The organism is Bacillus sp. GbtcB14, from assembly GCF_019091205.1.
Classification (GTDB): Bacteria; Bacillota; Bacilli; order Bacillales; family Bacillaceae_G; genus Bacillus_A; species Bacillus_A cereus_AG.
In genome coordinates, this window is record NZ_JAGXJT010000001.1 from 844983 (window position 1) to 867878 (window position 22896).

A 22896-nucleotide genomic window follows, 5' to 3' on the forward strand; every position below is an offset into this window, starting at 1 on the left:
GCGATATGACAGAACGTGATCGTTATACAAATGAAGGGAAAGAGGCTGAGCCGAAAGAAACTGGGAAAGAAGCTTCAATAGTGGAAAAAATTCAACAGCTAGGGCAAACGAATGTACCACAAATGAATGAATCGAGTATTCATTGTTTAACAATCATTGGGCAGGTGGAAGGTCATGTTCAATTACCGCCGCAAAATAAAACAACAAAATATGAGCATATTATTCCGCAAATTGTTGCGATTGAACAAAATCCGAAAATTGAAGGTTTACTTTTAATATTAAACACAGTTGGTGGTGACGTTGAAGCAGGGCTAGCGATTTCTGAGATGGTAGCTTCGCTTTCGAAACCGACAGTATCTCTTGTTCTGGGCGGGGGACATTCTATCGGTGTACCGATTGCTGTCTCTACGGATTATTCATTTATTGCAGAAACTGCAACGATGACAATTCATCCCATTCGTCTAACAGGTCTTGTTATAGGTGTGCCGCAAACATTTGAGTATTTAGATAAAATGCAAGAAAGAGTCATACGATTTGTGACGAAGCATTCGAAAGTAACAGAAGATCGTTTTAAAGAGCTTATGTTTGCAAAAGGGAATTTGACGCGAGATATTGGGACGAATGTAATTGGTGGAGATGCAGTGAAATATGGTCTTATAGATGATGTCGGTGGTATTGGGAATGCAATTCGAAAACTGAATGAATTAATAGATGCCCGCATGGATGATAGTGCAGAAGGGACAATGTTACAATGATTTTATACACAATTATGCCAGAGCAACTTGTATATCCAGCCGATTATTCACAATGTGAAAGTCAAAAAGTTGTAAATATAAACGGTGTTGAATTAATGGTTTCTGAAGAAGAACATGGCTTTTATTCTATTGTACGTGTGTTAAGTACGGATCCGCTACACTACTTAGAGTTTGAGCCCGGTCAGAAAATAACCTTTTAGCAAAAAGAAGGATTTTGTTTAGAAGCTATGGTATAATATAAAAAACAAGACGGTTGAGCAGCCATGAGAGGGCTGCTTTCTTCTGTTTATTTAACAATTTACAAGAAGTGTAAAAATAGAAGATATAAGACCTGAAAAATAGAGAAAACAGACATATAAGTAAAGCTTTTTTAAGGAAGCCCTACTTACATGTAGAACACGAGGTGAAGAAATGGCAAAACAAAAGCAAAGAGGGACGAAGGCAAAAGCAAGACGCACGATAAAGCCAACTTTGTATTATGAAATCGTCGGTTTAACTCTTTTTGCACTTTCAATCATTACGATTTTACAGCTAGGTGTTGTAGGGAAATCGTTTGTGTTATTTTTTCGCTTCTTCTTTGGTGAGTGGTACATAATTGGTGTGTTAGGTGTAATAGCTTTATCGGTTTCGTTTGTTATCAAACGTGGATGGCCGAACCTTTTAAATAAACGGTTAATTGGTTTTTATTTAATAGTATTGGCGATATTAATGTTTAGTCATATTACATTATTTAACCTTCTTACGAAAGATGGAGCAGTGCAAAATACTTCTGTTATTGTGAGTACGAAAGATAACTTCTTCCTTGAAATGAAAAAGGGGCCGGATAGTGTTCATTTAGGCGGTGGTATGTTTGGTGCGCTTATGTTCGCGACGTGTTACTTCTTATTTGACGAAGTAGGAGCTTATATCATTGGTATTATTTTAGTGATTCTCGGCATACTTTGTATAACAAATAAGCATATTGGAGAAGTACTTGCCCCTGTAGGAAGAATCCTTAGAAGTCAATTTGAAGTAATGCAAGGGGATTATAAAGATTGGAAATCCAAAAGGACGGCTGAACAAACAGAAAAGAAAAAAACAACGAGAAGCACAAGGAGTAAACGTGCTGCAGAACAAGAAGAGATTATTGAGCCGATGGAAGAAATCTCAATTGATCCTCCAATTATTTCGAATTTCACTGAGAATTATCCTGTAAATGAAGAAGAGAATAAACGCATTAGCGAAGAACAGGAAGTAGAGTTGATCACTTCACCATCTATTGAAGAGGCTCCGCCTGTTGAAGAATCTAAGAAAAAGCGTGGAGAAAAGATTGTAGAATCTTTAGAGGCGGAAACAAGTGCCCCGCCAATGCAATTTTCAAATGTAGAGAATAAAGATTACAAGCTTCCTGCAATTGATATATTGAAATTTCCTAAGAATAAGCAAGTTACAAATGAAAATGCAGAAATTTATGAGAATGCTCGTAAATTAGAACGTACATTCCAAAGTTTTGGAGTGAAAGCGAAAGTAACAAAAGTACATAGAGGTCCTGCAGTTACAAAATATGAAGTGTATCCTGATATGGGAGTAAAGGTAAGCAAAATCGTTAGTTTAAGTGATGATTTAGCACTTGCTTTAGCTGCGAAAGACATTCGTATTGAAGCACCTATTCCCGGGAAATCAGCTGTAGGGATTGAAGTTCCGAACTCAGAAGTATCTATGGTAACGCTTAGAGAAGTTCTTGATTCTAAGGCTAATAATCATCCGGAAGAGAAGTTGTTAATTGGTCTTGGACGAGATATTACAGGTGAAGCTGTATTAGCACGTTTAAATAAAATGCCCCATTTACTAGTAGCTGGTGCGACAGGTAGCGGGAAAAGTGTATGTATTAATGGTATTATTGTTAGTATTTTAATGCGCGCAAAACCACATGAAGTAAAATTAATGATGATTGATCCGAAAATGGTAGAGTTAAATGTATATAACGGTGTTCCGCATTTATTAACACCAGTTGTAACTGATCCGAAAAAAGCATCACAAGCTTTGAAAAAAGTCGTGAGTGAAATGGAACGACGTTATGAGTTATTTGCTCATAGTGGCACGCGTAACATTGAAGGATATAATGATCATATTAAAGAACATAATAGTCAATCAGAAGCGAAACAACCGGAATTACCTTATATTGTAGTAATAGTGGACGAGTTAGCCGATTTAATGATGGTTGCTTCATCAGATGTAGAGGATGCGATTATGCGTTTAGCACAAATGGCTCGTGCAGCGGGTATTCATTTAATTATTGCGACGCAGCGTCCATCAGTTGATGTTATTACGGGAGTTATTAAAGCGAATATTCCATCACGTATTGCATTCGCGGTATCTTCTCAAACGGACTCTCGTACAATTCTTGACGGTGGTGGTGCAGAGAAACTGCTAGGTCGTGGAGATATGCTGTTTATACCAATTGGTGCATCGAAGCCTGTACGTGTACAAGGTGCATTTTTATCCGATGATGAAGTTGAGAGAGTTGTAGAATATGTTATTGGTCAGCAAAAAGCGCAATATCAAGAAGATATGATTCCACAAGATGTTCCTGATACGAAGCAGGAAGTAGAAGATGAATTATATGATGAAGCAGTTCAGCTTGTAGTGGAAATGCAAACAGCATCTGTTTCTATGTTGCAACGTAGGTTTAGAGTAGGTTATACGCGAGCTGCCCGTTTAATTGATGCAATGGAAATGAATGGTGTAGTAGGTCCGTATGAAGGTAGTAAACCACGAGAAGTGCTCATTAATGATGTACAAGAAAAAAGTTCATAAAAAAAGCCTAATTGTTTTTACAATTAGGCTTTTTTATATGCTAGTTTTGTTATATACTATATTCAGCAATAAAGAAAGGGCTTACATATAAAGCGATTCTTTAGAATACGAATACTTTGATTGTGTTTTTAATGAATGTTCGATATTTAATGTAGAAAAATGTTAAATTTTGTTGACACGTATGGGAGCAAGTGGTAAGATTACTTCGAAAAGAATCACTGCCTCATATAATCTTGGAGATAAGGTCCATAAGTTTCTACCCGGCAACCATGAATTGCTGGACTATGAGGGGAAAAGTGTGTAACAAAGGATGTAAGAGATCTTTGTACCGAACTTTTTCTCGAAATGAGGAATGTTTATGGTGCAAAGTTTTTTTTATGCCATAAAGAGTGAAAATTTCATCTTAAAAAATTATTAATATTTATTCGACAATTAAGCTTATTTTTAGTATGTAGCAATTTTTATTATGTTGTAAGTTGAAAAAAGAGAAAAGAAGTCTTACATCAGAGGTCGAATAATTGAAATGCGGGGGAGTCTTATGTCAGTAAAATCCGATAGTCGTCACCTATATTTACGGGTGATTGATCACATCAAAGAAAAAATTAAAGATGGAGCTTACAAAGAAAGGCAGAAGTTACCATCAGAGTTTGATTTAGCAAAAGAACTTGGTGTAAGTAGGGCGACTTTAAGGGAAGCGCTGCGTATTTTAGAAGAAGAAAATGTTGTCATTCGTAGACATGGTGTAGGAACATTTGTAAATGCAAAGCCATTATTTTCTTCTGGGATTGAACAACTTTCTAGTATTACAGATATGATTTCTAGTGTGGGGAAAACACCAGGAACTATCTTTTTATCATCATCTACAACAAGTTTAACAGAAGAAGAAAAAGAGAAGTTTAATAGTGAAGATGGTTTTAATGCAGTAATGATTGAGCGTGTGCGTACAGCAGATGGGGAACCTGTTGTATATTGTATCGATAAACTTGCAAAAGAAATCTTGCCAGATTTATCGGGATACAACGAAGAATCATTGCTTACAGTGATACATAACAATACGCACAAACGTATCACATATGCAGTTGCTCACATTGAGCCAATTGGCTATCATTCTAAAATCTCACCGATTTTAGAATGTGAACCTGAAACGGCACTGCTAGTTTTAAAACAAATGCACTATGATCAAAATGATGAGCCAATCTTATATTCTATCAATTACTTTAGAGCTGACAAGTTTAGCTTCCACGTATTAAGAAAACGTATGTAGGTAAGTTCCATTTTAGGGAGGTGACAGCAAGAAGTTAGGGACAGCAGCGTAAGAATAAAGATATATATATAATTTCAGGAGGGGTTTCTAGTATGAAGAAAAAAACAGGTCTTTTATTATCATTAACATTAGCAGCAAGTGCGGTTTTAGGTGCATGTGGTAACTCGGATAAGGCGAGCAGTGACAAGAAAGAAAATAAAGAATTTAAAGTTGGTATGGTAACAGATGTTGGGGGCGTGGATGATAAATCATTCAACCAATCTTCTTGGGAAGGTTTGAAAAAGTTTGGTAAAGATAATGAATTAAAGGAAAAGACAAATTATCGTTACCTACAGTCTGAAAAAGAAGCAGATTATATTCCAAACTTAAAGAAATTTTCAAAAGATAAGTATGATTTATCTTTCGGAATCGGTTATAAATTAGAAGGTGCAATTAAAGAAGTAGCAAAAGAAGCTCCAAAACAACAATTCGCAATTGTGGATACTGTTGTAGATGCACCGAACGTAACAAGCATTACATTTAAAGATCATGAAGGTTCATTCCTTGTAGGTGCGGTAGCAGCTATGTCAACAAAATCGAATAAAGTAGGATTTGTTGGTGGAATGAAGAGTGATTTAATTAGTAAATTCGAAAATGGATTTAAAGCTGGTGCAAAGGCAGTAAATCCAAATATTGAAATCGTATCTGAATATGCAGAAGCATTTGATAAACCGGAAAAAGGTACAGTTCTTGCTTCAGCAATGTATGGTCAAGGTGTAGATGTAATTTATCATGCTGCTGGTGGTACAGGTAACGGCGTGTTCACTGAAGCGAAAAACCGTAAGAAAAAAGGTGAAAATGTTTGGGTAATTGGTGTTGACCGTGACCAAAACCAAGAAGGTATGCCTGAAAACGTAACATTAACTTCAATGGTAAAACGTGTAGATATCGCTGTTGAAAAAGTAGCACAAGAAGCGAAAGATGGTAAATTAAAAGGCGGTAAAGTAGAAGCGTTTGGCTTAAAAGATGACGGTGTTGGTATCGCAAAAACAACTGACAACGTGAAAAAAGTTAACCCTGAAATTTTAACAAAAGTAGAAGAGTTTGAAAAGAAAATTACAGATGGTGAAATTAAAGTACCAGCTACAGATAAAGAGTATAAAGAATATGAAGCTTCTCTAAAAAAATAAATAGAGAAATAGCAAAGGTTAGTTCATAGAACTAACCTTTGTATGTATAAAACTTCCAAATTGCTTAATAAGTTAATAGTGTAATAGGGGAATGTTCCCTGTTAAAAGGAGGAACACAATGGAATACGTAATTGAGATGAATAACATTACGAAAGTATTCCCAGGCATTGTAGCGAATGATGATATTACGCTGCAAGTAAAGCAGGGAGAAATACATGCTTTACTTGGAGAAAATGGTGCAGGGAAATCCACATTGATGAATGTACTATTTGGTTTGTACCAACCAGAACAAGGTGAAATTAAAATTAAAGGAAAGCCTGTAAACATTACCAATCCGAATGTGGCAAATGACCTTGGTATTGGAATGGTTCATCAGCACTTTATGCTTGTTCATAATTTTACAGTTACAGAGAATATTATTCTTGGAAATGAACCGAAGAAAAAAGGGAAAATTGCTGTTGAGGAAGCTGCAAAAGAAATTCAAAAACTGTCCGAACAATACGGTTTAGCTGTAGATCCATATGCGAAAATACAGGATATTTCAGTTGGTATGCAGCAGCGTGTTGAGATTTTAAAAACACTTTACCGTGGGGCAGAAATTCTAATATTTGATGAACCGACAGCTGTGTTAACACCGCAAGAAATTCATGAGCTAATTCAAATTATGAAAAAGCTTGTACAAGAAGGAAAATCTATTATTCTTATTACACATAAGTTGAAAGAAATTATGGAAGTTTGCGATCGTTGTACGATTATTCGTAAAGGAAAAGGGATTGGAACGGTTGACGTTGCAAATACGGATGAAAATAAACTTGCAGAATTAATGGTCGGACGTCAAGTGAATTTTAAAACAGAAAAAATAGACGCGAAGCCAAAAGAAGAGGTACTTTCAATTGCAAATCTTGTCGTTCACGATGCACGTCAACTACCTGCTGTAAAAGGCCTTGACTTAACTGTTCGTGCGGGGGAAATTGTTGGAATTGCAGGGATTGATGGAAACGGACAAAGTGAATTAATAGAAGCAATTACTGGTTTACGAAAAGTTGAGTCAGGTTCTATTGCAATTAAAGGAAAAGAAATAACAAATTGGCCTGTTAGAAGGATAACAGAAGAAGGAATTGGTCATATTCCAGAAGATCGTCATAAACACGGCCTTGTTCTTGATTTTTCAGTTAGAGATAATATAGTTCTGCAAACGTACTATAAAAATCCTTTCTCAAAGAAAGGGATTTTAAATTTTAGTAAAATTACAGAAAAAGCAAAGGCACTTATTGAGCAGTTTGATGTACGTACACCTAGTGAGCAAACGTTAGCGCGCGCTTTATCTGGGGGGAATCAACAAAAAGCAATTATTGCACGTGAAGTAGACCGTGATCCAGATTTATTAATCGCGGCACAACCAACACGTGGTTTAGATGTAGGAGCAATTGAATTTATTCATAAGAGATTAATAGAGCAAAGGGATAAAGGAAAAGGTGTATTACTTTTATCTCTAGAGTTAGATGAAATCTTAAATGTTAGTGACCGAATTGCTGTTATTTATGAAGGGAAAATCGTAGCAATTGTTGATGCGAAAGAAACGAATGAACAACAGCTTGGATTGTTAATGGCTGGAGGAACAAAGAAGGAGCAGGTGGGTACAAATGGCTAAAAAACTTTTAACAGAACGAACGATAAATATTTTAGTCCCAGTACTATCCGTTATTTTTGGCTTACTTGTCGGAGCGATTGTAATGCTAGTTAGTGGCTATGATCCGATTGTTGGTTATAGTGCACTTTGGACAGGAATGTTCGGTAGCCCAAGTGCAATAGGTGAAACGCTTCGTACAATGATACCACTTATTCTTGCCGGCTTATCAGTGGCGTTTGCATTTCGTACAGGTTTATTTAATATCGGGGTAGAGGGTCAATTACTAGTTGGTTGGCTTGCAGCAGTTTGGTTCGGTTATGCAGTGTCGCTACCAGCTGTTCTGCACATTCCGTTATCTATTTTATTTGCAGCATTGGTAGGTGGAATTTGGGGTTTCATCCCTGGATATTTAAAGGGGAAATTTCAAGTTAATGAAGTTATTGTAACAATTATGATGAACTATATTGCGTTATACGTAACATATGACATTATTAAGCGTTTCTTGCACGAGGGTAATGATAAAACGTATGACATCAAAGGGAGTGCGTCATTATCTTCAGACTGGCTTGCTGCCATCACTGATGGTTCGCGCCTTCACTGGGGAATTGTTGTAGCAATTTTAATTGCTATTTTAATGTGGTTCTTATTAGATCGAACAACTTTAGGGTATGAATTAAAGTCGGTAGGATTTAATCAACATGCTTCCCAATATGCTGGTATGAAAGTTTCTCGTAATGTAGTATTCTCTATGACAATTGCGGGTGCATTTGCGGGGATTGGTGGAGCGATGGAAGGGTTAGGAACATTCCAAAGTATGACAGCAATGTCTTCGTTTACAGGAGTAGGATTTGACGGGATTGCCGTAGCCTTACTTGGAGGGAATAATCCGTTTGGTATTATCCTTTCAGCTTTATTATTTGGTGGTTTGAAAAGTGCTTCCCCTCAAATGAACTTTGAGGCAGATGTACCATCAGAGCTTATTAATGTGATTATTGCATGTATCATCTTCTTTGTTGCATGTAGTTATGTGTTAAGATGGGCGCTTACACGCATGAGCAAGGAGGGGAAATAAATGAGCTTTTTAGATATATTAGCCATTCTTGTGACGGGTACGTTATATACATCAGCACCTATAATTTTCACAGCACTAGGTGGTGTATTTAGTGAACGATCGGGTGTTGTAAATATCGGATTAGAAGGACTAATGCTATTTGGTGCATTTATTGGAGTTGTTACAAACTTATTAATGGGTGATACTTGGGGAACGATGACTCCGTGGATTGCATTATTATTTGCGGCAATTGGTAGTGGGTTATTTGCATTACTTCATGCGGTAGCATCTATTACATTCCGAGCGGATCAAGTTGTAAGTGGTGTAGCGATTAACTTCTTATCTCTTGGATTAACTGTATTTGCAATTAAGAAGATTTTTGATAAAGGACAGACTGATTTTATTCAGTACCGTATTGAAAAGATTGATATTCCAGGCCTTTCGGATATTCCGGTTTTAGGGAAAATATTCTTCTCTAACGTACCGATAACGTCGTATATTGCTATTATTTTAGCATTCGTTGTTTGGTATGTCATTTATAAAACGCCGTTCGGTCTTCGTCTTCGTGCGGTTGGTGAGCATCCAATGGCAGCTGATACGATGGGGATTAACGTATATAAAATGCGCTATATTGGTGTTTGTATATCAGGTGTGTTTGCTGGAATTGGTGGAGCAATTTTTGCAATGTCAATTTCTAATAACTTCTCAGGGGCAACTATTACTGGACAAGGTTTCTTAGCATTAGCTGCTATGATCTTTGGGAAGTGGAATCCACTAGGTGCATTAGGTGCAGCGTTATTCTTTGGTTTTGCACAATCGTTAAGTGTAACAGGTGGAACAATTCCTGTGTTAGATCAAATTCCGAGTGTTTTATTAACGATATTACCATATGTATTCACAATATTAGCACTTGTTGGTTTTGTAGGTCGTTCTGAAGCTCCGAAAGCATTAGGAACCCCTTATGAAAAAGGAAAACGATAAGTATTTTGTAAGCATAAAAAAGCTCGCACATTAGTGCGGGCTTTTTTACATAGAATATATGTAATACGGAATTTTACTATGTTCCTTACATATAAAAGTTTTTAGAAAGAGCCTGATGTAAGTATAGTGAGGAAGAAAAGTTGATTTTTCATTTCTAAAAACTGTATATTGAAGAGGAATATTCCTACATAGGTAAAGGAGGGCTATAAATGAAACTGATGGAACAACAGTTACACGAGTTAGGTGGTTTGCGAGTACATATTATTCCAACTGATAAATATAAAACAAATACTTTTGTATTTCGTTTTAAAGCACCTTTAAATGAGGAGACGGTGACAGAGCGTGCACTATTGCCATACGTATTGCAAAGTGCGACAGAAAAGCTTCCTTCTGTAATTCGTCTTCGTCAATATTTAGAAGAATTATACGGATCTTCTTTGGCAGTCGATGTAAGTAAAAAAGGAGAAGACCATATCATCTCTATTTATGTAGACATTGCAAATGAAGTATATTTGCATGATGCACCACCGTTATTTGAAAAAGCGCTTTCTATGTTATCGGATATAGTTTTACATCCAGCGACAGAGGGGAACGGTTTTCTACCTTCTATCGTAGAAAGTGAAAAAAGAGCGCTCTTGCAACGAATTGAAGCTACGTATGATGATAAAATGCGCTATGCAAACGAGCGTTTAATTGAAGAAATGTGCAAAGTAGAACCGTATCGTTTAAGTGCAAATGGGAAAAAAGAGAGTGTTTCTTCTATTACAAATGACAGTTTGTATCAATATTATCAAAAGGTGTTAGCGGAAGATGAAATGGATCTATATATTATTGGTGATATTTCAGAAAACGCAGTTGGTCTTGTAAGTAAGTATTTTTCTATTTCAGCGCGTCCTGTGAGAGAAAGAAATGTACTTCTTCATAAGAGAAATAATGAAGAAAAAGAAGTTGTGGAAAAACAAGAATTAAAACAAAGTAAATTACACATCGGTTATCGTACGTTTATTACGTATAAAGACGAAGATTATTTTGCACTGCAATTGTTCAATGGACTGTTTGGAGGATTTTCTCATTCGAAGTTATTCGTTAACGTTCGTGAAAAAAATAGTTTAGCGTACTATGCGGCATCCCGCTTTGAAAGTCATAAAGGCTTATTGTTTGTCATGTCAGGAATCGAAGCGAAAAATTATGAAAAAGCTGTTGAGATTATTAAAGAACAAATGTTAGCGATGCAAAATGGTGATTTTTCTGAAGAAGAGATGCATCAAACGAAAAGTGTTATTCAAAATCAAATATTAGAGGCAATTGATACACCGCGCGGATTTGTGGAAATGCTGTATCATGGTATTATTTCAGACCGCACGCGTCCGGTTGAAGAATGGCTTTCAGGTATTGAGAGTGTGACGAAAGAAGAGATTGTGAAAGTTGCTAAAAATATTGAACTAGATACAATTTACTTTTTACATGGAACGGAGGGAGAATAAATGGAGAAAATTGTTTATGAGCAATTAAAAGAGACACTCTATTATGAAAAACTTCCTAATGGATTAGATGTATATATTTTACCGAAGCAAGGATTTAATAAAACATTTGCAACGTTTACGACGAAATATGGTTCTATGGATAATACATTCGTACCACTAGGTAAAGAAGAAATGATTCGTGTGCCTGATGGGATTGCTCATTTTCTTGAGCATAAATTATTTGAAAAAGAAGATCACGATGCTTTCCAATTGTTTAGTAAACAAGGGGCATCGGCAAATGCTTTCACATCTTTCACAAGAACAGCTTATCTTTTTTCATGTACATCAAATGTAGAACAAAATTTAAATACATTGCTAAACTTCGTACAAGAGCCTTACTTCTCTGAAAAAACAGTCGAAAAAGAGAAGGGGATTATTGGGCAAGAAATTCAAATGTATCAAGATAATCCAGATTGGCGCTTATACTTTGGATTAATTGATAGCTTGTTTGTAAAGCACCCAATTAAAATTGATATTGCAGGGACAATCGAGTCTATTAGTAAAATTACAAAAGACCTATTATATGAATGTTATGAAACATTTTATCATCCGAGCAATATGTTACTATTTGTTGTGGGCGCAATTGATCCAGAGAAAACAATGGATTTAGTACGTGAAAATCAAGCGAAAAAAGATTATAAAAACCAGCCAGAAATTGTACGTTCATTTGAAGAAGAACCAGATGAGGTAAATGAAAAAAAGAAAATTATTTCAATGCCTGTACAAACTCCAAAATGTTTAGTAGGTATTAAAGCGACAAATTTAAAAGAAAAAGGGAAAGCCCTTTTAAAACAAGAAATTGCGCTTACGTTACTTTTAGATTATTTATTTGGGAAGAGCTCCGTTCATTACGAATCTTTATATAATGAGGGACTTATTGATGATTCGTTCTCGTATGATTATACAGAAGAGAATAACTTCGGTTTTGCAATGGTTGGCGGTGATACGAAGAAACCTGATGAGCTGGAAGAGCGTTTGAAAGGTATTTTATTAAACACAAATTATGATCAATTAGACGAGGCAGCATTAGAACGAGTAAAGAAAAAGAAAATAGGTGGCTTTTTACGCTCCTTAAATTCACCGGAATATATTGCAAATCAATTTACACGATATGCGTTTAATGAATCTAGTCTGTTTGAGGCATTGACTGTATTAGAAAGTCTAACTGTTCAAGATTTACAAGAAGTAGCCAAATTATTACTATCAGAAGAAAGAATGAGTGTTTGTCAAGTTTTACCGAAAAAATAAAAGGTGTCATAATAATACCCTCATCTTATCATTGATAAATTGTAAGATGAGGGTATTATTTATTTGTAGGAAAAACATTTTGTTGAGATAAGAGAGGAATTATATGAAAAAGTATGCATTAGTAACTGGAGGAAGCGGAGGGATTGGCTCTGCTATTTCAAAACAATTAATTCAAGATGGATATACAGTATATGTTCATTATAATAACGGTGAAGAGAAAGTGAATGAGTTGCAGAAAGAGTGGGGGGAAGTGATTCCTGTTCAAGCGGATTTGGCTTCTAGTTATGGGGCGGAGCAATTGTGGAGACAAATTGAACATCCTCTTGATGTTATCGTATATGCAGCTGGGAAGAGTATCTTTGGATTAGTAACAGATGTAACGAACGATGAATTGAATTATATGGTAGAACTTCAAGTGAAGAGCATCTATAAATTATTATCAATGGCGCTGCCATCTATGATTCAGCAGAGAAGCGGTAATATTGTACTTATTTCGTCTATATGGGGCCAAATTGGCGCATCATGTGAAGTCCTTTACTCGATGGTAAAAGGTGCACAAAATTCATATGTGAAAGCTTTAGCAAAAGAAGTTTCATTAAGTGGATTAAGGGTTAACGCGGTGGCACCAGGTGCGATTGAAACGGAAATGTTACATGTATTTTCAGAAGAGGATAAGAATGAAATTGCTGAAGAGATTCCGTTAGGTAGGTTGGGATTACCAGAAGAAGTAGCGAAAACAGTGTCGTTCCTCGTATCACCAGGTGCATCTTACATAACTGGACAAATTATCGGAGTGAATGGCGGTTGGCATTGCTAAAAAATTGTTACATAAAAAATAAAAAACTGTACAAATTAAGCATGATTCTATTACTAAGTAGTGAGGTGCTTAAACATGTCAGTTTTAGATAATTTTGATCAATGGAAGAGCTTTTTAGGAGAACGATTAGAACAGGCATCAGGAAAAGGTCTTGATGGCGGTGCTGTATCAGATATGGCATTTCGTGTTGGAGATTATTTAGCAAATGAAGTAGAAGCGCGCAACGATCAAGAGAAATTACTGTCTGAGCTTTGGAAAGTTGCTGATGAACAAGAGCAACATACAATCGCAAACTTAATGGTGAAGTTTGTACAACATAAGTAAAAATAGAGAGGAGATTCTCCTCTCTATTTTTTTTGTATAATAATAACGCGGGTTAGATTATACATTTAGCTTCCCTATTAAGGTGAAATCATATAATATAGTACGTAGGTGTAAAGTAAGCAAGGGGAGTGATTTTGGATGATTGAATGGTATTTTGAATATGAAATACATAAAAACCGACCTGGCTTGCTTGGTGACGTTTCTTCGTTAATCGGTATGCTCGGCATTAATATTGTCACAATTAATGGTGTAGATAATGCACGACGTGGATTACTCCTTATGTGTGATAATCAAGAGCAAATCTCTAGACTTGAATCAATTTTAAATACGATGGATAACATAACGGTAACGAAATATCGTCCGCCAAAGCTAAGAGATAAGTTAGCGGTTAGACATGGTAGGTACATACAACGAGATGCAGACGATAAGAAGACATTTCGATTTGTACGTGATGAATTAGGGTTACTTGTAGACTTTATGGCTGAAATAATGAAAAAAGAAGGTCATAAACTAATCGGGATACGAGGAATGCCTCGTGTCGGAAAAACAGAATCCATTGTTGCCGCAAGTGTTTGTGCAAATAAAAGATGGTTATTTGTATCATCTACTCTTATTAAGCAAACAGTTCGTAGTCAATTGATTGAAGATGAGTATAGCGACGACAATATTTTCATCCTAGATGGAATCGTGTCAACAAAGCGTGCTAACGAAAGGCATTGGCAGCTTGTTCGTGAAATTATGAGATTGCCTGCAACGAAAGTTGTGGAACATCCTGATGTATTTGTGAGTCAGTCAGAATACACATTGGATGATTTTGATTATATTATCGAGTTGCGTAACGATTATGATGAAGAAATTCAATATAATTTAGTAGATGAAATTGAGCAAGGTACGCAAAATAATTTCTCTATGTTTGACTTTTAAAGAAATATTGAGGTGTTAGTAGTGACAGAATTAGGACAAAAGCTGAAAGAAGCCAGAGGAACGAAAGGCTTGTCTATGGATCAGCTGCATGAGATGACAAAAATTCAAAAACGCCATTTAGTAGCGATTGAGGAAGGCAATTATGATGTGTTGCCAGGAGCTTTTTATGCGCGTGCATTCATTAAACAATACGCAGATGCGGTTGGATTAAATGGAGAGGAACTGCTTGTAGAATATCAGAGTACGATACCACAATCTGAAAAACGCGACGTTCCACAAGTATCAACTGGACAAAAAACACAAGAAACAATGCAAAAATCTTCATCATGGCCAATTGCAGATCATATGCCGAAAATCTTAGTTGCGCTGTTAGTAATTGCATTTGGAGTGGTAATTTGGTTTGTTTTTCAAGCGTTAATTGGAAAAGGTGATGAGAAAGTTCCGAATGCTCAAAGTGAGAAAATTGAAGTTAAAAAAGCGGAAAACTCTCCGTTAGATACGAAGAAAGATGAAGTGAAAGCGGAAGAGCCGAAAAAAGAAGAATCAAAGAAAGAAGAGCCAAAGAAAGAGGAACAACCAGCACAACCAACTGGAAAAGAAGAAGTGAAAGTAGTTGGAACAGCTGGTAAAGTATCTACTTTGGAAATTCATAATAATAAAACATTAGAACTGGAAATATCGGGTAAAGGTGCGAGTTATGTAGATGTTAAAGATGATACTGGTAAAGTAATTCTAAACACTACAGTACAAGAGGGTCAAATAGAAAAACATGATGTATCAACAGTAAAAGAAGTGCGACTTAATATTGGAAATGCAACGAATGTTGAAGTTAAACTGAATGGCCAAGTGGTCGCTTTCCCATTGGATCCAGAAAAAGAACTTCACCAAAGATTGGTGATAAAAAACCAAGGGATAGAGCAACCTGCACAATAACAGTCATCGCTTCGATGACTTTTTTCAATGAACAAATGTTTTTGATATGATGGAGGAATAGCTGTGAATTTACCAAATAAAATTACAATATCTAGAATCTTCTTAATTCCAATTTTTATGGTAATTATGTTAGCGCCCTTTGATTGGGGTTCATACACAATTGGTGATGTTGATTTACCAATTCAACATTTAGTAGGGGCACTTATCTTTATTATTGCTTCGGCTACAGATTGGATTGATGGATATTACGCAAGAAAATATAATCTTGTAACGAATTTAGGGAAGTTCCTTGATCCGTTAGCTGATAAATTACTTGTTTCAGCAGCACTTATCACGTTAGTTGAGATGCAATACGTACCTGCTTGGATCGTTATTGTAATTATAAGCCGTGAGTTTGCAGTAACAGGTTTACGCCTTGTACTTGCTGGGACAGGAGAAGTAGTGGCAGCAAATCAGTTAGGAAAAATTAAGACGTGGACACAAATTATTGCGATTGCAGCGTATTTATTACACGATGTACCTTTAAATTTAATCCATATTCCAGTTGCTGATATCTTTATATGGATTGCATTATTCTTTACTGTTATTTCAGGGTGGGATTATTTCTGGAAAAATAGAGCTGCTTTTGTAAACTCAAAATAGAAGTTTATGGGGGAATTGGGATGAATGCTGAAATTATTGCGGTTGGAACTGAATTATTACTTGGACAAATTGCAAATACAAATGCCCAGTTTTTATCTGAAAAGTTAGCTTCAATTGGAATTAATGTGTACTACCATACTGTAGTTGGAGATAATAACAAGCGATTACAGCAGGCGATTGAAGTTGCGGAAGAACGTGCTGACATACTTATTTTCACAGGTGGATTAGGCCCGACAAAAGATGATTTGACGAAGGAAACGATATCTTCTAGTTTGGGTGGAGAGCTAGTGTATGATGAACAGGCATTAGCATCGATAAGTGAGTACTTTAAGCGTACAGGTCGCGAGTTCACAGAGAATAACAAAAAGCAGGCGCTCGTTTTGGATGGAGCAACTGTATTTGCGAATGATCACGGCATGGCACCTGGTATGGGGTTAAATAAGAACGGAAAAGTTTATATTTTATTACCAGGACCACCGAAAGAGATGAAGCCGATGTATGTAAGTTATGTAGAGCCTTTTTTACGTAACTTTACAACAGGAGAAAACATTTATTCTCGTGTGCTTCGCTTCTTCGGGATTGGGGAATCTCAATTAGAGGTGAAAGTTCAAGATTTAATTGATGGACAAACGAACCCGACAATCGCCCCCCTTGCGAATGATGGAGAAGTGACACTACGTTTAACTGCCAAACATCAAAATGCTGATGAAGCGGCGAAACTCATTCAGCATATGGAAGATTTGATTTTAGAAAGAGTAGGAGAATTTTTCTACGGGTATGATCAAGAGTTTCTGCATGATAAGGCGATAGCGTTATTGAAGAAAAAAGGATTAACTTTAGCGTGTGCAGAAAGTTTAACCGGTGGTCTCTTTGGCAATCAAGTAACAGAAAGTGCTGGTGTGTCTTCCGTATTTAAAGGCGGTGTCATTTGTTATCATAATGATGTGAAGCAACATGTATTACATGTACCTGAGGGAGTGTTATCTACTGATGGTGCAGTTAGTAAAGAATGTGCTCGTTATCTTGCTGAACATGTTAAGGGTTTATTAAAAGCGGATATCGGAATTAGTTTCACTGGGGTAGCAGGACCGGATGCTTCAGAACATAAAGAGCCGGGAACGGTGTTCGTTGGATTGGCGATGAAGGATGAACCAACTGTAGTCTTTTCTCTTAATTTAAGTGGAAGTCGTCAACAAATTAGGGAACGTTCAGCGAAATATGGATTTTATCATTTATATAAAAAGCTAGAAGAGATATAAGTCTCTTCTAGCTTTTTTTAATGCTTAAATGCAGTTTTATTTAATGGAAAATAAAAAAATCGAATAAATGTTCGATTTTTGTTGGCAAATTGAATTGAAAATAGGTATAATAAGATTAGCAATTCAGTTAAGGAGGAATTTTGAATGAGTGATCGTCAAGCGGCATTAGATATGGCGTTAAAACAAATAGAGAAGCAATTTGGTAAAGGTTCAATTATGAAATTAGGAGAACAAGCGGAGCGTAGAATTTCTACAATTTCAAGTGGTTCTTTAGCACTTGATGTGGCACTAGGGGTAGGCGGATACCCACGTGGCCGTATTATTGAAATTTACGGACCTGAAAGTTCAGGTAAAACAACAGTTTCATTACACGCAATCGCTGAAGTACAGCGTCAAGGTGGACAAGCGGCGTTCATTGATGCGGAGCATGCGATGGATCCTGTATATGCACAAAAATTAGGCGTTAACATAGATGAATTACTATTATCACAACCTGATACAGGGGAGCAAGGTTTAGAAATCGCAGAAGCACTTGTACGAAGTGGTGCGGTTGATATTATCGTAATTGACTCTGTAGCAGCTCTTGTGCCGAAAGCTGAGATTGAAGGAGACATGGGTGACTCACACGTAGGTTTACAAGCGCGTTTAATGTCTCAAGCACTTCGTAAGCTATCAGGTGCAATCAATAAATCAAAAACAATCGCAATCTTTATCAACCAAATTCGTGAAAAAGTTGGGGTTATGTTCGGGAACCCAGAAACAACTCCAGGTGGTCGTGCGTTGAAATTCTATTCAACAGTTCGTCTTGAAGTACGTCGTGCGGAGCAATTAAAGCAAGGTAACGACATCGTTGGTAATAAAACAAAAGTAAAAGTAGTTAAAAATAAAGTGGCACCACCATTCCGTGTTGCTGAAGTTGATATTATGTACGGAGAAGGTATTTCAAGAGAAGGTGAAATCTTAGATATGGCTTCTGAACTTGATATCGTTCAAAAGAGTGGTGCTTGGTACTCTTATAATGAAGAGCGTTTAGGGCAAGGTCGTGAAAATTCGAAGCAATTCTTAAAAGAGAATACGGATTTAAGAGAGGAAATTGCCTTCTTTGTTCGTGACCATCACGGAATTGGTGAAGACTCTGGTGCGGAAGACACGGAAGATTCAACTCTTCAAGATTAAAAATAAAAGACACGATTCCGTGTCTTTTATTTTTAATCATTATGAAAGCGTTGTATATCGTTGGAGATAAAATATTTAATTTGCCTAAAAGATTATGTATAAAGAGGGATATATGCATGTTTTGTATGAATAAACTGGAATTTACTAAGGTTTTCCAGGATAATATGCTGTCTTCTTTTTAAATTCATATATGAATTAGAGCTGAAGGTAAAGAAAGTAAAAGTAGACAACGCTTGACAATGAAAATTGCGATAGATACAATGAGAATGTATATTTTTTCTTATATACGAAATACTCTTCTCAAGAAGAGAAGTAATATTCGGAGTAAGACTTAAATCTTGCCGAAATAATAATATGACATTTTAATTGTGAAATGAAGAAAGTCCCTTAAAAAAGCGGGACGACGGTCTTTGCTGTATGTTGGTATTCAATGTACATGCCGACAGTCTTTTTTCATTCATAGCAAGGGGAGGTGAAATCATGAGTAGTACTACAGTTTGGATACTCATCTCCATTTTGCTTGCAACAGTCGGTGCAGTTGTTGGCTTTTTTGTTCGAAAGTCTATTGCTGAAGCGAAGATTAATGGTGCAGCTAATGAAGCGAAACGTATTATAGACGAAGCGAATCGTGAGGCTGAAGCACTTAAGAAAGAAGCGCTTTTAGAAGCAAAGGATGAAATTCATACACTTCGTACAGAAGCTGAATTAGAAATTCGTGACCGTAGAAGCGAATTACAAAAACAAGAAAATCGTTTAATGCAAAAAGAAGAGAACCTTGATCGTAAAGACGAAACGCTCGATAAACGCGAGCTACAGTTAGAAAAGAAAGAGGATTCTCTTGTAGCGAGACAACAACAGATTGAAGAGTTGGAAAGCAAAGTGGGAGAGTTAGTTCAAAAGCAACAAACAGAATTAGAGCGCATTTCCAATCTGACACGCGAACAAGCGAAAGCAATTATTCTTGGTAAAGTAGAAAGTGAAGTTTCTCATGAAATTGCCGTAATGGTAAAAGAAAGTGAAGTTCGTGCGAAAGAAGAAGCGGATAAGAAAGCAAAAGAAATCTTATCTCTTGCAATGCAAAGATGTGCAGCTGATCATGTTGCTGAAACAACCGTTTCGGTTGTAAATCTTCCAAATGACGAAATGAAGGGACGTATTATCGGACGTGAAGGTCGAAATATTCGTACGTTAGAAACGTTAACAGGTATTGACCTAATTATCGATGATACACCAGAAGCGGTTATCCTTTCCGGATTTGACCCAATTCGTCGTGAAACAGCTCGTATCGCTCTTGATAAACTAGTACAGGACGGACGTATTCACCCAGCGCGTATTGAAGAGATGGTCGAAAAATCAAGACGTGAAGTGGACGAGTATATCCGCGAAGTCGGAGAGCAAACAACGTTTGAAGTGGGTGTTCACGGATTACATCCAGATTTAATTAAGATTTTAGGCCGTCTGAAATACCGTACAAGTTACGGACAAAACGTCTTAAAACACTCTATGGAAGTTGCATATTTAACTGGACTTATGGCAGCGGAGCTTGGTGAGGATGAAAAACTAGCAAGACGTGCTGGTCTATTACATGATATCGGTAAAGCGATTGATCATGAAGTAGAAGGTAGCCACGTTGAAATTGGTGTCGAACTCGCAACGAAGTATAAAGAGCATCCTGTAGTTATAAACAGTATTGCATCTCACCATGGGGACACAGAACCAACTTCTATCATTGCAGTTTTAGTTGCAGCAGCAGATGCATTATCAGCTGCAAGACCTGGAGCTCGTAGTGAAACACTTGAGAACTATATTCGTCGTCTTGAAAAGTTAGAAGAGATTTCAGAGTCTTATGAAGGCGTAGAAAAATCTTTCGCAATTCAAGCAGGACGAGAAGTTCGTATTCTGGTAAAACCAGATACAATTGATGATTTAGAAGCTCATCGTTTAGCTCGTGATATTCGAAAACGTATTGAAAATGAACTGGATTACCCAGGACATATTAAAGTAACTGTTATTCGTGAAACACGTGCAGTGGAATACGCAAAATAAAGTGGTGAAACACCACTTTATTTTTTTGTGTTGGAATTGGTTAAAATAAAGGAAATTAGCATACAAGTGAAACAAACTTATAATACATATATTGTAAGGGAATCACTTGAAGCTATAGTAATAAAAAATGTAGTACATAGGAAGGGTAAGACATATGAGAATATTATTTGTTGGGGATGTAGTAGGATCTCCTGGTAGAGGTATGATTCAACAATACGTACCGGCATTAAAGAAAAAATATACACCTACAGTAACCATTATTAATGGAGAAAATGCAGCAGGTGGACGTGGAATTACGGAAAAAATATATCGAAACTTTTTAGAATGCGGGGCACAAGCGGTTACACTTGGAAACCACGCTTGGGATAACCGTGAAGTATTTGAATTTATTGATGATGCAAAATATCTTGCAAGACCAGCTAACTTCCCAGAAGGAACTCCAGGAAAAGGGCTCATCTTTGTGAACTGTAATGGAACAGAAGTTGCAGTTATTAACTTACAAGGACGTACATTCCTTCCTCCAATTGATTGCCCATTCCGTAAAGTGGATGAATTAATTAACATTGCAAAAAAACGTACGAATATTATCTTTATTGATTTTCATGCGGAAACTACAAGTGAAAAACAAGCGTTAGGTTGGTATGTAGATGGTCGTGCTACAGCTGTAGTAGGTACACATACACATGTTCCTACAGCAGATAATCGTATTTTACCAAGCGGAACCGCATATATCACAGATGTTGGTATGACAGGGCCTTACGATGGGATTTTAGGTATGGATCGAGAAGCGGTATTGAAGAAGTTTTTAACAAACTTACCAGTACGATTTGAAGTGACAAGTGGTAGAACACAATTAAGTGCAGTGCTAGTTGATGTGGATCCTAATACAGGAAAAGCTAAGAAAATTCAGCGTATCTTAATTAATGATGATCAGCCATTTTTTGAGTAATTCCTGGATAAAATTTAGAAAAGTTATTATTTTTTAATTTTTTAGAAAAATTACAGAAATTTAGCAGGAATACGCGTCATTCCTCGTGAATATAAGTTAAAGTGAAATAATTGCTAATACTTTTTATAGAAACGAGGAGGAAACGCGGAATGGAAATATTAAAAGTTAAAGCAACGTCGGTCCCTAATTCTGTAGCTGGTGCACTTGCAGGTGTTATTCGCGAACGCGGAACAGCAGAAATTCAAGCCATTGGTGCAGGTGCATTGAACCAAGCGGTAAAGGCAGTAGCAATTGCAAGAGGATTTGTAGCGCCTAGTGGTTTGGACCTGATTTGTATCCCAGCGTTCACGGATATTATGATTGATGGGGAAGAGCGTACAGCAATAAAATTAATTGTAGAACCTCGTTAAGTTTAAACAACCTGTTTGCAGTATGCAAACAGGTTGTTTTTATAATGGAGGAATGGAAATGAAAATTTTTGATGCTCATTGTGATGTACTCTTTCAGTTATGGAGTGCACAGGGGAAAAAGGATTTTAAAAACGATCCGCAATTACATATTACATTTGAACAATTAAAGACAAGAAAAGGGAGTATACAATGTTTTGCTATATATGTGCCAGAAACGGTGCTATATGAAAAACGCTTTGAAGCGGCATTACAAATGGTAGATATTTTTTATAATGAAATTTTATCATTACCGGGTGTGAAGTTTATTCGGACAAAAGATGATATTAACATGTTAAAACAGGACGAGATTGGAGCGATATTAACACTAGAAGGATGCGAAGCAATTGGAAAAGATGCAATGAAATTACGGTTGCTTTATCGTCTAGGAGTACGTTCTTTTGGACTAACATGGAATTATGCCAATTTATTAGCTGATGGTGCGCTAGAGACACGTGGGGCGGGTTTAACGACCTTTGGTGAACATGTTGTACAAGAACTTAATACGTTACATGTATGGACTGATATGTCTCATCTGAATGAAAGAAGCTTTTGGGATGTGATAGAAATTGCAAAAAATCCTATTGCCTCCCATTCAAATTGTATGAAACTTTGTCAGCACCCACGTAATTTAAAAGATGAACAACTTAGAGCTCTTATAAAGCGAAATAGCATGATCGGTGTTACTTTTGTACCACAGTTTCTAACAAGTGAAAAACAAGCGAATATAGCGGATATAGTAAACCATGTCGAATATATTTGTTCATTAGGTGGAGAGAACAATATAGGATTTGGTTCGGATTTTGATGGAATTTTAGAAACAGTTGTAAATGTATCAGCGTATAGAGAATACGAAAATGTAACGAATGAGCTTTGTAAACACTATGCAGCATCTACTGTAGAGCGATTTTTATATGATAATTTTGTGGAACATATAAGCTTTTAAGATTTTTGGTTTAAAAA

The 22896-nt window shown here is 36.5% G+C and carries 21 protein-coding genes and 1 riboswitch; all 21 genes read left to right on the forward strand.

The features are described 5' to 3' along the window. Nucleotides 1-5: 5 nt before the first annotated feature. Complete coding sequence (tepA, locus tag KVT31_RS04515) at nt 6-755, forward strand: translocation-enhancing protein TepA (protein ID WP_000139828.1); 750 nt, start codon at nt 6-8, stop codon at nt 753-755. After that, on the forward strand, nt 752-955 hold the full coding sequence (locus KVT31_RS04520) for a YlzJ-like family protein (RefSeq protein ID WP_000605023.1): 204 nt from the start codon (nt 752-754) through the stop codon (nt 953-955). The genes tepA and KVT31_RS04520 overlap by 4 nt, the downstream gene beginning before the upstream one ends. A 211-nt stretch (nt 956-1166) precedes the next feature. Then, complete coding sequence (locus KVT31_RS04525; RefSeq protein WP_088097474.1) at nt 1167-3551, forward strand: DNA translocase FtsK; 2385 nt, start codon at nt 1167-1169, stop codon at nt 3549-3551. A gap of 203 nt (nt 3552-3754) precedes the next feature. Then, a riboswitch (purine riboswitch) is annotated at nt 3755-3856 on the forward strand. Nucleotides 3857-4089: 233 nt separating this feature from the next. After that, nucleotides 4090-4815 (forward strand): GntR family transcriptional regulator, encoded by a 726-nt coding sequence (locus KVT31_RS04530; RefSeq protein WP_000114178.1) that lies wholly within the window; start codon nt 4090-4092, stop codon nt 4813-4815. A 92-nt stretch (nt 4816-4907) separates the two neighbouring features. Further along, nucleotides 4908-5984 (forward strand): BMP family lipoprotein, encoded by a 1077-nt coding sequence (locus KVT31_RS04535; RefSeq protein WP_088097473.1) that lies wholly within the window; start codon nt 4908-4910, stop codon nt 5982-5984. 118 nt (nt 5985-6102) lie between these two features. Next, nucleotides 6103-7635: an ABC transporter ATP-binding protein gene (locus tag KVT31_RS04540; protein ID WP_088097472.1), complete on the forward strand. Its 1533-nt coding sequence runs from the start codon at nt 6103-6105 to the stop codon at nt 7633-7635. Further along, nucleotides 7628-8686 carry an ABC transporter permease gene (locus KVT31_RS04545; RefSeq protein WP_088097471.1) on the forward strand — a complete coding sequence of 353 codons (1059 nt, stop codon included), beginning with the start codon at nt 7628-7630 and terminating at the stop codon, nt 8684-8686. The genes KVT31_RS04540 and KVT31_RS04545 overlap by 8 nt, the downstream gene beginning before the upstream one ends. Further along, nucleotides 8687-9646, forward strand: a complete 960-nt coding sequence (locus tag KVT31_RS04550; RefSeq protein ID WP_000008857.1) for an ABC transporter permease — start codon at nt 8687-8689, stop codon at nt 9644-9646. A 209-nt stretch (nt 9647-9855) separates the two neighbouring features. Beyond that, a complete protein-coding gene (gene yfmF, locus KVT31_RS04555) occupies nt 9856-11130 on the forward strand; it encodes an EF-P 5-aminopentanol modification-associated protein YfmF (protein WP_088097470.1) in 1275 nt (424 codons plus the stop codon). Then, nucleotides 11131-12417 carry an EF-P 5-aminopentanol modification-associated protein YfmH gene (gene yfmH, locus KVT31_RS04560; protein ID WP_088097469.1) on the forward strand — a complete coding sequence of 429 codons (1287 nt, stop codon included), beginning with the start codon at nt 11131-11133 and terminating at the stop codon, nt 12415-12417. It abuts the gene before it with no gap. Between the two features lie 103 nt (nt 12418-12520). Beyond that, complete coding sequence (ymfI, locus tag KVT31_RS04565) at nt 12521-13234, forward strand: elongation factor P 5-aminopentanone reductase (RefSeq protein WP_088097468.1); 714 nt, start codon at nt 12521-12523, stop codon at nt 13232-13234. 75 nt (nt 13235-13309) lie between these two features. After that, complete coding sequence (locus KVT31_RS04570; protein WP_000114455.1) at nt 13310-13558, forward strand: DUF3243 domain-containing protein; 249 nt, start codon at nt 13310-13312, stop codon at nt 13556-13558. A gap of 138 nt (nt 13559-13696) precedes the next feature. Next, the gene (locus KVT31_RS04575) at nt 13697-14482 is read left to right on the forward strand and encodes a DUF3388 domain-containing protein (RefSeq protein ID WP_000574107.1); all 786 of its coding nucleotides are present in this window, start codon (nt 13697-13699) and stop codon (nt 14480-14482) included. 21 nt (nt 14483-14503) lie between these two features. Next, on the forward strand, nt 14504-15415 hold the full coding sequence (locus KVT31_RS04580) for a helix-turn-helix domain-containing protein (RefSeq protein ID WP_088097467.1): 912 nt from the start codon (nt 14504-14506) through the stop codon (nt 15413-15415). Between the two features lie 63 nt (nt 15416-15478). Further along, nucleotides 15479-16057 (forward strand): CDP-diacylglycerol--glycerol-3-phosphate 3-phosphatidyltransferase, encoded by a 579-nt coding sequence (gene pgsA / locus KVT31_RS04585; RefSeq protein WP_001052972.1) that lies wholly within the window; start codon nt 15479-15481, stop codon nt 16055-16057. 20 nt (nt 16058-16077) lie between these two features. Continuing rightward, nucleotides 16078-17316, forward strand: a complete 1239-nt coding sequence (gene cinA, locus KVT31_RS04590; protein ID WP_088097466.1) for a competence/damage-inducible protein CinA — start codon at nt 16078-16080, stop codon at nt 17314-17316. 144 nt (nt 17317-17460) lie between these two features. Beyond that, on the forward strand, nt 17461-18492 hold the full coding sequence (recA, locus tag KVT31_RS04595) for a recombinase RecA (RefSeq protein WP_088097465.1): 1032 nt from the start codon (nt 17461-17463) through the stop codon (nt 18490-18492). Between the two features lie 480 nt (nt 18493-18972). Further along, nucleotides 18973-20538 (forward strand): ribonuclease Y, encoded by a 1566-nt coding sequence (gene rny / locus KVT31_RS04600; protein WP_016086643.1) that lies wholly within the window; start codon nt 18973-18975, stop codon nt 20536-20538. Nucleotides 20539-20692: 154 nt separating this feature from the next. Then, nucleotides 20693-21487 (forward strand): TIGR00282 family metallophosphoesterase, encoded by a 795-nt coding sequence (locus KVT31_RS04605; RefSeq protein WP_001221093.1) that lies wholly within the window; start codon nt 20693-20695, stop codon nt 21485-21487. Between the two features lie 149 nt (nt 21488-21636). Continuing rightward, the gene (spoVS, locus tag KVT31_RS04610; RefSeq protein ID WP_000404341.1) at nt 21637-21897 is read left to right on the forward strand and encodes a stage V sporulation protein SpoVS; all 261 of its coding nucleotides are present in this window, start codon (nt 21637-21639) and stop codon (nt 21895-21897) included. Nucleotides 21898-21955: 58 nt separating this feature from the next. Further along, the gene (locus KVT31_RS04615) at nt 21956-22879 is read left to right on the forward strand and encodes a dipeptidase (RefSeq protein WP_088097464.1); all 924 of its coding nucleotides are present in this window, start codon (nt 21956-21958) and stop codon (nt 22877-22879) included. Nucleotides 22880-22896: the final 17 nt, after the last annotated feature.

Coding starts and splice junctions, on each gene's coding strand:
- tepA (WP_000139828.1), top strand. CDS start 6: ATGACAGAACGTGATCGTTATACAAATGAAGGGAAAGAGGCTGAGCCG.
- KVT31_RS04520 (WP_000605023.1), top strand. CDS start 752: ATGATTTTATACACAATTATGCCAGAGCAACTTGTATATCCAGCCGAT.
- KVT31_RS04525 (WP_088097474.1), top strand. CDS start 1,167: ATGGCAAAACAAAAGCAAAGAGGGACGAAGGCAAAAGCAAGACGCACG.
- KVT31_RS04530 (WP_000114178.1), top strand. CDS start 4,090: ATGTCAGTAAAATCCGATAGTCGTCACCTATATTTACGGGTGATTGAT.
- KVT31_RS04535 (WP_088097473.1), top strand. CDS start 4,908: ATGAAGAAAAAAACAGGTCTTTTATTATCATTAACATTAGCAGCAAGT.
- KVT31_RS04540 (WP_088097472.1), top strand. CDS start 6,103: ATGGAATACGTAATTGAGATGAATAACATTACGAAAGTATTCCCAGGC.
- KVT31_RS04545 (WP_088097471.1), top strand. CDS start 7,628: ATGGCTAAAAAACTTTTAACAGAACGAACGATAAATATTTTAGTCCCA.
- KVT31_RS04550 (WP_000008857.1), top strand. CDS start 8,687: ATGAGCTTTTTAGATATATTAGCCATTCTTGTGACGGGTACGTTATAT.
- yfmF (WP_088097470.1), top strand. CDS start 9,856: ATGAAACTGATGGAACAACAGTTACACGAGTTAGGTGGTTTGCGAGTA.
- yfmH (WP_088097469.1), top strand. CDS start 11,131: ATGGAGAAAATTGTTTATGAGCAATTAAAAGAGACACTCTATTATGAA.
- ymfI (WP_088097468.1), top strand. CDS start 12,521: ATGAAAAAGTATGCATTAGTAACTGGAGGAAGCGGAGGGATTGGCTCT.
- KVT31_RS04570 (WP_000114455.1), top strand. CDS start 13,310: ATGTCAGTTTTAGATAATTTTGATCAATGGAAGAGCTTTTTAGGAGAA.
- KVT31_RS04575 (WP_000574107.1), top strand. CDS start 13,697: ATGATTGAATGGTATTTTGAATATGAAATACATAAAAACCGACCTGGC.
- cinA (WP_088097466.1), top strand. CDS start 16,078: ATGAATGCTGAAATTATTGCGGTTGGAACTGAATTATTACTTGGACAA.
- recA (WP_088097465.1), top strand. CDS start 17,461: ATGAGTGATCGTCAAGCGGCATTAGATATGGCGTTAAAACAAATAGAG.
- rny (WP_016086643.1), top strand. CDS start 18,973: ATGAGTAGTACTACAGTTTGGATACTCATCTCCATTTTGCTTGCAACA.
- KVT31_RS04605 (WP_001221093.1), top strand. CDS start 20,693: ATGAGAATATTATTTGTTGGGGATGTAGTAGGATCTCCTGGTAGAGGT.
- spoVS (WP_000404341.1), top strand. CDS start 21,637: ATGGAAATATTAAAAGTTAAAGCAACGTCGGTCCCTAATTCTGTAGCT.
- KVT31_RS04615 (WP_088097464.1), top strand. CDS start 21,956: ATGAAAATTTTTGATGCTCATTGTGATGTACTCTTTCAGTTATGGAGT.